Source organism: Steroidobacter cummioxidans (assembly GCF_003104955.1).
Map to the genome: position 1 here is coordinate 1 of NZ_LSRW01000054.1, position 8759 is coordinate 8759.

At 62.1% G+C, this 8759-nt stretch carries 6 protein-coding genes; 1 reads left to right on the top strand and 5 read right to left on the bottom strand.

Annotation, left to right across the window (positions count from 1 at the left end; all coding sequences use genetic code 11):
- From D0550_RS37185 to D0550_RS23570, 5 genes are all read right to left on the bottom strand, one after another.
- Positions 1-1264, bottom strand: a 1264-nt coding sequence (locus tag D0550_RS37185; RefSeq protein WP_153067300.1) for a tetratricopeptide repeat protein, incomplete at its 3' end; no start/stop codon positions are given.
- A 99-nt stretch (positions 1265-1363) separates the two neighbouring features.
- Positions 1364-2437 carry an SAM-dependent methyltransferase gene (locus D0550_RS23555; RefSeq protein ID WP_116811645.1) on the bottom strand — a complete coding sequence of 358 codons (1074 nt, stop codon included), beginning with the start codon at positions 2435-2437 and terminating at the stop codon, positions 1364-1366.
- A 92-nt stretch (positions 2438-2529) separates the two neighbouring features.
- A complete protein-coding gene (locus tag D0550_RS23560) occupies positions 2530-3333 on the bottom strand; it encodes a DUF1295 domain-containing protein (protein WP_116811646.1) in 804 nt (267 codons plus the stop codon).
- A complete protein-coding gene (locus D0550_RS23565; RefSeq protein WP_116811647.1) occupies positions 3330-3686 on the bottom strand; it encodes a DUF1475 family protein in 357 nt (118 codons plus the stop codon). The genes D0550_RS23560 and D0550_RS23565 overlap by 4 nt, the downstream gene beginning before the upstream one ends.
- Positions 3687-3827: 141 nt before the next feature.
- On the bottom strand, positions 3828-5159 hold the full coding sequence (locus D0550_RS23570) for a methyl-accepting chemotaxis protein (RefSeq protein WP_161966001.1): 1332 nt from the start codon (positions 5157-5159) through the stop codon (positions 3828-3830).
- 205 nt (positions 5160-5364) lie between these two features.
- Between D0550_RS23570 and treS the strand changes: the two genes are divergently transcribed.
- Entirely contained in the window at positions 5365-8634 is a 3270-nt protein-coding gene (treS, locus tag D0550_RS23575; RefSeq protein WP_116811649.1) for a maltose alpha-D-glucosyltransferase, read from the top strand.
- Positions 8635-8759: the final 125 nt, after the last annotated feature.

Consider the following 8759-nt stretch of genomic DNA (forward strand, 5'->3'; position numbering starts at 1 on the left):
CCTCGGAAGCCTGACGTTGCGNGCCATTCTGTTCGACGACTTTCGCATCCTGCACGTCGCCCGACCCGGTGACGGTGAACTCGACCGACACGAATTTTTCCTCGCTCTGCGCCGGTGACAGCTGACGATTGCGCATCGCCAGCGGCGGCATTGGATAGTAGATCCGCACCGGAAAACTCAACGGCGCCACCGCCATTTCGGTCGCGACGTGCTCGCTCTTCGCCACTAGCGCAGCGGCGCGCCGATAGTAGGTGAGTGCCTTCTCGGGCTGATGTTTCACCTGATACCAGTCGCCGAACTGGATCAACGTGTCGGTCAATACGGCCGGCGACGTGTCGGTCTGCGCATCGAGAATCGCCAGCGCGCGCTGCAATGCCCGTTCGCCATCGCTGCTGAGGTATCTGGGATTGATGCCTTTGGGCTCCAGCTGGGTGGCATCCATCTGACTGCGGGAATCCAGCGGCTGATAGCCCTGGGCAACGAAATAAACCTCCTGCAGGTAACTGCGCGCCAGGCTGCGCAGCGGCAGCACCAGTGCCGGATCGGTCTTGCCGAGCTTTTTCTCGATGATCTGCACAGCGTCGCGATAACGCTCGCGGCCGAGCGTGAAGCTGCCGATGTCGATGTACCAGTCGCCGATCACGCACAACACCGGCGACATGCGAGGATCGCGCTCGCCGTAGGCGCGCTCGCCGAGGCGTTGCAGATAAATCATCTGCTTCTGGCCATCGCCGGCGCGCCCGACGCGGGTGAAACTCGCGGCCAGTTGTCTCAACAAGCTTTGCTGGCTCAGATCGAACAAGCCGTAGGAGCGCCGGATGATGAGGAGCGCGCGCTCCATATAAGGAATGGCTTCCTCATGGCGTTCGAGCAACGCCAGCGAGTAGCCCAGTCCGCGCAACGGATCTACTGCCGCGGGCCCTGTGCCGGCGCCTTGCGCTTCAGTGATCTGCAAAGCCTCCCGATAAGAGGCTTCGGCGTTGACCCGATCGCCGCTGCTCAGCTGCGCGTTGCCCAGGAGCGTCAGCGCACTGGCCAGCTGCATTTGATCCTCTGGATTGGCTCGCGCGTGTGCGACCAGGCGCTGTGCTTCCTCGATGGCGGCAGACCAGTCCCGCTTCTCGTAACGTGCCCAGTATTCCTGCTGCGATTCCGGGCGCGGCGGTGGAGACGCGGCATTCGCGGCAATCAAGCTCGTGAGGCCCAGCAAGGCACTCATCGTAACCGCTCCAAGCACACGCCTGGTCGATCGCTTGATCCTCATGTCCCACCCCACCGACTCATCAGCTCGACATATTTTCTCCGCTGCGGGACAGGCTACGACGCGCGGCCCGCATGCACAAGCGCTAACGTCAGCGGATGGCTACTTGGTAAACAAGTAGTGCGAAACGAACCATTCGCGGCCGCCGCGATATCCCCACAGCTCGGCACACGCCATGAAGAACACGCGCCAGTACACCCACCAGCGCTGCACGTTTTGCGCGCCATACGTCGCCGACAGGATCGGCTCGATGCGCGCGCGATTGGCGTCCATATTCTGCAGCCAGCACTCGGCCGTACGGCTGTAATGCATACCATCGACGCGCCAGTGGTCCGACAGCCGCAGGTCGCGCTGAAAGTAGCTCAGCAGATGATCGCTCGGCATGATGCCGCCGGTGAAGAAATAGCGGGCCATCCAGTCGTTCTCATCGCGCACGTCGAACGGATAGGCGTAATCGCGGTGAGTGAAGATGTGCACGAACAGCGTGCCGGCCGGCTTCAGCCACGAGCCGATGCGCGCCAGCAGTTGCTCGTAGTTGCGCATGTGCTCGAACATCTCGACCGACACGACTCGATCGAAGCGCTGGTGATCCAGCGCCAGGTCGTTCATGTCGCAGGTGATGATCTCGATGTTCTTCAGGCCGCGGCTCGCCGCACGTTCTTCGATGAACTGCTTTTGAGTGCGTGAGTTCGACACGCCAGTGATGCGGGCATTCGGATATCGCTCGGCCATCCACAGCGTGAGCGAGCCCCAGCCGCAACCCAGTTCGAGAATCTGCTCGCCATCGGCAATGCGCGCGCGTCGGCAAGTCAGCGCCAGCATTTCCGCCTCGGCCTCGTCCAGCGAAGCGACGCCCGGCTGGAAGTAGCAGGACGAATACTTCATGTGCCTGCCCATCACCATTTGGAAGAAATCGCACGGCAGCTCGTAGTGCTGCTCGTTCGCTTCACGCGTGTTGATCGCGATCGGGCTGGCCTTGAGCTGAGCGATGAAGCGCATCAAATGACGTTGCTGAGCCTCTTCGCTGGTGCGCTTCTCTTCGCGCAATCGGTCGGCGAGCAGCCGGCGGATGCCGAAGCGCACCACCGAATCAGGCAGCAGATCGCGCGCCAGCAGGCGGAAGGGCAGGGAGACCGCCGGATCGGCGGGACGCGGCGTAACGACGGTGGCTGTCATAGCAGAGCTCAGAGGTAGTTGATGGTTAAGTGGTATGCGTATGAATGTTGTCTACAGTGTCGGCAGCAGTTCCAGCGGACCACGGCTGGTTACTAACCGTCGGTTGCTTTTCCGGCGAAGCGCTTCCTTGGTAAGGGAACAAACATCGACGTGCGCTGCTGATATTCACGATACCGCTCGCCCTTGGAGCGCAACGCCTGCTCCTCGGTCGCTTTGACGCCGGTCACGTTGATCAGGAAATGCAGCATCAACGCCGGCATCGCCAGCGCCAGCCAGCCCCAGGGCGAGGCCAGCGCGAACACGGCGTAGCCGATCCAGATCGTCCATTCGAAGAAATAATTCGGGTGACGCGAGTAGCGCCACAACCCTACATCGCAGACTCGGCCGTGATTGGATGCATTGCGCTTGAAAGCGGCGAGCTGGCCGTCGGCGAGGCTCTCGCCGATCAAGCCCACCAGCCAGATCGCGACACCCGCTGCTTCCAGCACGTGCAGGCTCGGCTTGGGATTCAGGCAGGCGATCAACAGCGGCACGGTCAGGATGACGTTCAGCGCCGCTTGCAGCTGAAAGAAACCGAAGAACCTGGCATTGAGATTGGCCGCCCAGCGTTGCCGCAGCTCCACGTACCGACCTTCCTCCGCCTCGCCAATGATGCGCCTGGCCAGATGACTCGCGAGCCGCACCGACCACAGTGCGTACATCGCGGCGATGATCCATTTGCGCGTTTCCCAGCCGGGCGCGAGTACGGCGTACAGCAGCGCCAGTAGCGCGAAATTTCCTGACCAGCCGATATCGACGTAGCTGAAGTTCCGGTTACGAATCCCGAGCAGCCACAACGCCGTCATGATCAGGAAGACCAGCAGCGTGCCGAGTGCCACCAGCAGCAGGGGGCTCATCGCACCGGCTCAGCACGCGAAGTCAGGATGTCACTGGCGGGCGCGCCGGGCGGCAGCTTGTGCAATTGCCAGAGCACGTAACTGGCCATCGCCATGTTGCCCAGGGCCATGATGGCCACGAACCATACAATGCGCGCCAGCAGCCCGCGCTCCTTGAAACACACCCAGACGAAGAAAGTGAGGAAGGCGTAGTACGCGTCGATCAGCGTAGCAATGGTCCAGTAGCGGTCCGGTTCACGCGCCCAGCCTTGCCACTGCCACACAGGCTGTTGATTGCTGGCCCACACGGTGTAGGCGAGCAGGGACAGCAGAATGGCTGCAAATAGGATCTGCAGCAGGGCCCGGTTAGTCATGCAAACCTCACGGGCAGGCTGATGCCGGCCCTTTATTTAACTGAGGTATTCGCGGGGTTAGGGGCGTTTGGATGCAGGTCGCTTTGCGCGCTTAGTGGCTCGCGGTGGTGGTTGGAGCCGAGGTCAGAAGGCGGAGGAGGATTAGGCGGCGGAGCGCAGGGTTTGTTCGTTTGATTTCGTGCTGGGAGCGCCAACCGGCGCAGCATGAGAAGTCCGGGCGCGTGAGCGTGCGACATCGCCGCTCAACCTGAACATACCCACCGCATCCAGCAATGATTCCACCTGACTGCGCAGCGACTGCGCGACCGCGGCGGTCTCTTCGACGCGGGCGGCATTTTGATGAGTCTCCCCGTCGATGCGATCGATGGCTTCGTGCAGCTGCGCGATGTCGTCGCTCTGCGTGCGGCTGGCCGTCGCGATCTCCTGCATGATGTGAGAAACACTTTCCACCGATGCGAGGATTTCTTTCATCGTGTCGCCGGCGCCATTGACCAGGGCCGCGCCTTTCTGCACGTCTTCGATGGACGCGCCGATCAGCTTCTTGATCTCGTTGGCCGCCGTGGCGGAGCGCTGCGCCAGATTGCGAACTTCACTGGCAACCACAGCGAAGCCGCGGCCTTGCTCGCCGGCACGTGCGGCTTCCACCGCCGCGTTCAGGGCTAGCAGATTGGTCTGAAACGCGATCTCATCGATTACGCCGATGATGTCGCCGATCTTGCGCGACGAGCTGGTGATAGCCTGCATGGTCTGCACGACCTGACCGACCGCTCGATTGCCCCGAGACGCGACGCCGCGTGCATCGCTGGACAGGCGCTCGCCTTGCAAGGCGTTGTCCAGATTGCGCTGGACGTTGCCCTGAACCTGCTGAGCACGTTCGGCCGTCGTGCGCACGGCGGATGACTGCGACGCTTCGCGCTGGGCGAGCTCGTCGTTGGAGCTGGCGATCTGCTGACCGGCAGTGTCGATCTCGCTGGTCGCTTCGCGGATCCGCAGCACCAGGGTCTGCAATTGTTCGCGACTGCCGTTGAAGGCGTTGAGCAGCTGTGCGATCTCGTCCGTACCCCGCGCGGGGTAGGTGGTCGTGAGGTCGCCCTGCGCGAGCCTGCGCATCCGGGTCATCAGGGCGTCGAAACCACGCATGTTGGACCAGTAGAAGGCGACGATCAGATAGACGGCCAGCAACAGGCCGAGCAAGGTGCTCCCCAGCAGAACGTTGCGCTGCTGTCGCAAACCCTCGATGCGGCTCGCCAGTGGCTCATCCGGGGTGGCCACGGTCCCGGTGCCACCGGCCGTCGGCTGGCCGAGCTGCTGGGCCAACTCGATGGTGCTCTGGGAATAGCCGACCAGGCCGTACACGGCGACGCACAGGGGCACTATGAAGGCGACACTGATGATGGCGAACTTGATAGGGAGGCGAGCCACCTGCATCAGCCGGATGCCGGGCGCGAGAAGACGGTCCAAAGTACTCGACATACGTGCTTTTCTTAGTTCGCGACCGGCCTGATTCGGGCGAAGCTCACCCATGGGCGGAATCGGCGGCCCGGGGGCGATCTTGAGTGAGTGCGGGCCCGGAACCCGGTGGCGAGGACTGCTTTTGTGACCCGCTTCACCGCCCGTCGGACGGAACCCGACAACCCGCACCGCGCGTTTGAATCGATCCAACGAAAATCCGCGAGCTATGAGCGACGACCCGCTTTGGTACAAAGACGCGATCATCTACCAGATGCACGTGAAGGCGTTCCAGGACGCCAACGGCGACGGCATCGGCGATTTCGCCGGTCTGGCGCAGAAGCTCGACTACATTCAGGAGTTGGGCGTCAACACCATCTGGCTGTTGCCGTTCTATCCGTCGCCACTGCGCGACGATGGCTATGACATCGCGGACTACACCAACGTCCATCCCGATTACGGCACGCTCGACGACTTCCGCCAGTTCATCCAGGAAGCGCACCTGCGCGGCCTGAAGGTCATCACCGAGCTGGTCATCAATCACACGTCCGACCAGCATCCCTGGTTCCAGGCCGCCCGGCTGGCGCCGCCGGGTTCGCCAGAGCGCGAGTTCTACGTATGGAGCGACGACGACAAGAAGCTCGCCGGCACGCGCATCATCTTCACCGACACCGAAGCCTCGAACTGGGCCTGGGATCCGGTGGCGCGCCAGTACTACTGGCATCGCTTCTTCTCGCACCAGCCGGACTTGAACCACAACAATCCCGAAGTGGTCGACGCGGTGATCCAGGTCATGCGCTTCTGGATGGACATGGGTGTCGACGGCATGCGGCTCGACGCGATTCCCTATCTGTGCGTGCGCGAAGGCACGAACAACGAAAATCTGCCCGAGACGCACGCCGTGCTGAAGCGCATGCGTGCCGCGATGGACGAAAGCTACACGGGACGCATGTTTCTGGCCGAGGCCAATCAATGGCCCGAGGACGTGCGCGAATACTTCGGCGACGGCGATGAATGCCACGTGGCGTACAACTTCCCGTTGATGCCACGCATCTTCATGTCGGTGGCACTGGAGGATCGCTATCCGATCGCCGAGATCATCCGCCAGACGCCGGACATCCCGGACAACTGTCAGTGGGCGATTTTCCTGCGCAATCACGATGAGCTGACGCTGGAGATGGTCACCGATCGCGAGCGCGACTACATGTACAAGATGTACGCCGCCGAGCCGCGCATGCGGGTCAACGTCGGCATTCGCCGCCGGCTCGCGCCATTGCTCGGCAACGATGTCGATACCATCAAGTTGATGAACAGCCTGCTGCTGTCCATGCCGGGCTCGCCGATCATCTATTACGGCGATGAAATCGGCATGGGCGACAACATTTACATCGGCGATCGCAACGGCGTGCGCACGCCCATGCAATGGAGCATCGATCGCAACGCCGGCTTCTCTCGCGCCGATCCGCAACGGCTCTATCTGCCGGTAATCATGGATCCGATCTATGGCTACCAGGCCGTCAACGTCGAAGCGCAGAGCCGCGATCCATCGTCGCTGCTGAACTGGACGCGACGCATGCTGGCCGTGCGACGACAGTTCCAATGTTTCGGGCGCGGCTCGCTGGAATTCATACGACCGCACAATCGTAAGATCATCGCGTACGTGCGCAGTTGCGGCTCGGAAATGATTCTGTGTGTCGCCAACCTGTCGCAAACGGCGCAGGCGGTGGAGCTCGATCTGTCGAAGTTCAAAGGTCGCGTGCCGGTAGAGATGCTGGGACGGAACGCGTTCCCGCCCATCGGCGAGTTGCCTTATTTCCTCACGCTGCCCGCGCACGGCTTCTTCTGGCTGCTGCTGAGCGAGTCGGCGCTGCCGCCGAGCTGGCACGTCGAGCGCTTGCCTGCGACAGAGCTGCCAGTGCTGGTGCTATCGGAGGGACTGGCAACATTCCTTGCGGAAGTGACCAGGTCCGCCAATGGCGGACTCATGCGTCGCACGCTGCAACAGCTGGAAAGTGAAGTATTGCCCGAGTTCATCGGTGCGCGCGGCTGGTTCTCGCACAGTCGCGATGAGATCTCCTCGGTCCATCTTGGGCCGCGGACCTTGTGGCGCTACGAACAGCGCTCGTATCTGATCAGTTTCGTCGACGTCGATGGCACCGCCGGACCACGGCGTTACATGATGCCGCTCACCATCGGCTGGGAAGACGGCAACGACGAGATACTCAGGACCGCGGAATGGACGCTCGCCAAGGTTCGAGAGCACGCGCGAGCGGGCGTGATGATCGATGCGTTCGCGGATCCGATTTTCTGTCTGGGCTTGATTCAGTACATGGCGAATCGCACGACCCTGCCGTTCGCTGGCGCGGAGCTGCGTTTCGAAGCCCGCGTGCCGTTGCCGACGTTGCCAGAGCCGGATCTGCAGAATGTTCGTCACGTAGGCACCGAGCCGACCAACACCAACATCGTCATCGACGAAGCCCTGTTCCTGAAGGCGTATCGCCGGGCGGAGCCCGGGCCCAATCCCGACCTGGAAATGTCGCGCGTGCTGACCGATGCAGGTTTCGAAGCCATCGCGCCGATGTTGGGCCACATCGTTTGGGACGCCGACACGCCGACGCTGCTGGTGTCGCTGTTCAGCTATGTGCGCAATCAGGGCGATGTGTGGAATTACGCGCTCAATCATCTCGAGCGCCACGTCAGCTTGATCTCGTCGCAGGATTCGAGTGTGCCGGAAGCGCCGCACGCACTGTTCACCACGCAGATGCAGACATTGGGCCGGCGCATTGGTGAGATGCATGCGATCCTGGCGCGGGCAACCGATGTGGCATTCGCGCCGGAGCCGATTCGCTCGCAGGATTTGTCACGCTGGTACAGTGCCGTGCAGTTCGGCACCGAAGCGGCGCTCAGTGCGCTCAATCAGCGACTGCCGACGTTGTCGGAAGACTTGCGTGCGCGAGCGGAGCAACTGGTCAATGCGCGTGAGCGTCTGTTCTCTTACATTCGCGAGCTGACCGCCACGCCCGTCGACGGTATGCGGATTCGCGTGCACGGCAACTTGCATCTCGCCAAGGTCATGTTGGCCGCGGACGATTTTCTCCTGACGGGCTTCGAAGGTGACACGACGTTGCCGCTGGAAGAGCGCCGACAGAAAGATTCTCCATTGCATGACGTGGCGAGTGTGCTGATGTCGTTCCAGTACGCGCGGACCGTCGCTTTGGATCACGCGATCACGCACCGGCCTGATTTTCGCGAACGTCTCGAACCCGAGTTGGGCGAGTGGCAGCTCCTGACGACTCGCGCCTTCCTGCAAAGCTACCGACGTGCTGTGGCCGAGTGCGGCATCCTGCCCTCGACCGATGCCGGCACGCAGCGGCTGCTGAAATTGTTCATGGTGATCCGGTCGGTGCACGCGTTACGACATGAGTTGGAGCGTCGGCCCGAAATGTTGCCCGCCGCCATCGATGCCCTGTATGAGCAACTGCACGCTTCGTTTGAATAGCACCAGGAGCTAGGGCCTGTTAACACCCATTGGATGGGCTGCGTTGCGCCTCCAATCGCCTGCAGCAAGGCGCAAAGCGCAGCCCTTATGTCGATAAGGGCAAGCTTTGTAACGCAGCGGCAGGC

Excerpts from the sequence above, each read along its gene's own strand:
- D0550_RS23555 (WP_116811645.1), bottom strand. The coding sequence starts at position 2,437 with ATGACAGCCACCGTCGTTACGCCGCGTCCCGCCGATCCGGCGGTCTCC.
- D0550_RS23560 (WP_116811646.1), bottom strand. The coding sequence starts at position 3,333 with ATGAGCCCCCTGCTGCTGGTGGCACTCGGCACGCTGCTGGTCTTCCTG.
- D0550_RS23565 (WP_116811647.1), bottom strand. The coding sequence starts at position 3,686 with ATGACTAACCGGGCCCTGCTGCAGATCCTATTTGCAGCCATTCTGCTG.
- D0550_RS23570 (WP_161966001.1), bottom strand. The coding sequence starts at position 5,159 with ATGTCGAGTACTTTGGACCGTCTTCTCGCGCCCGGCATCCGGCTGATG.
- treS (WP_116811649.1), top strand. The coding sequence starts at position 5,365 with ATGAGCGACGACCCGCTTTGGTACAAAGACGCGATCATCTACCAGATG.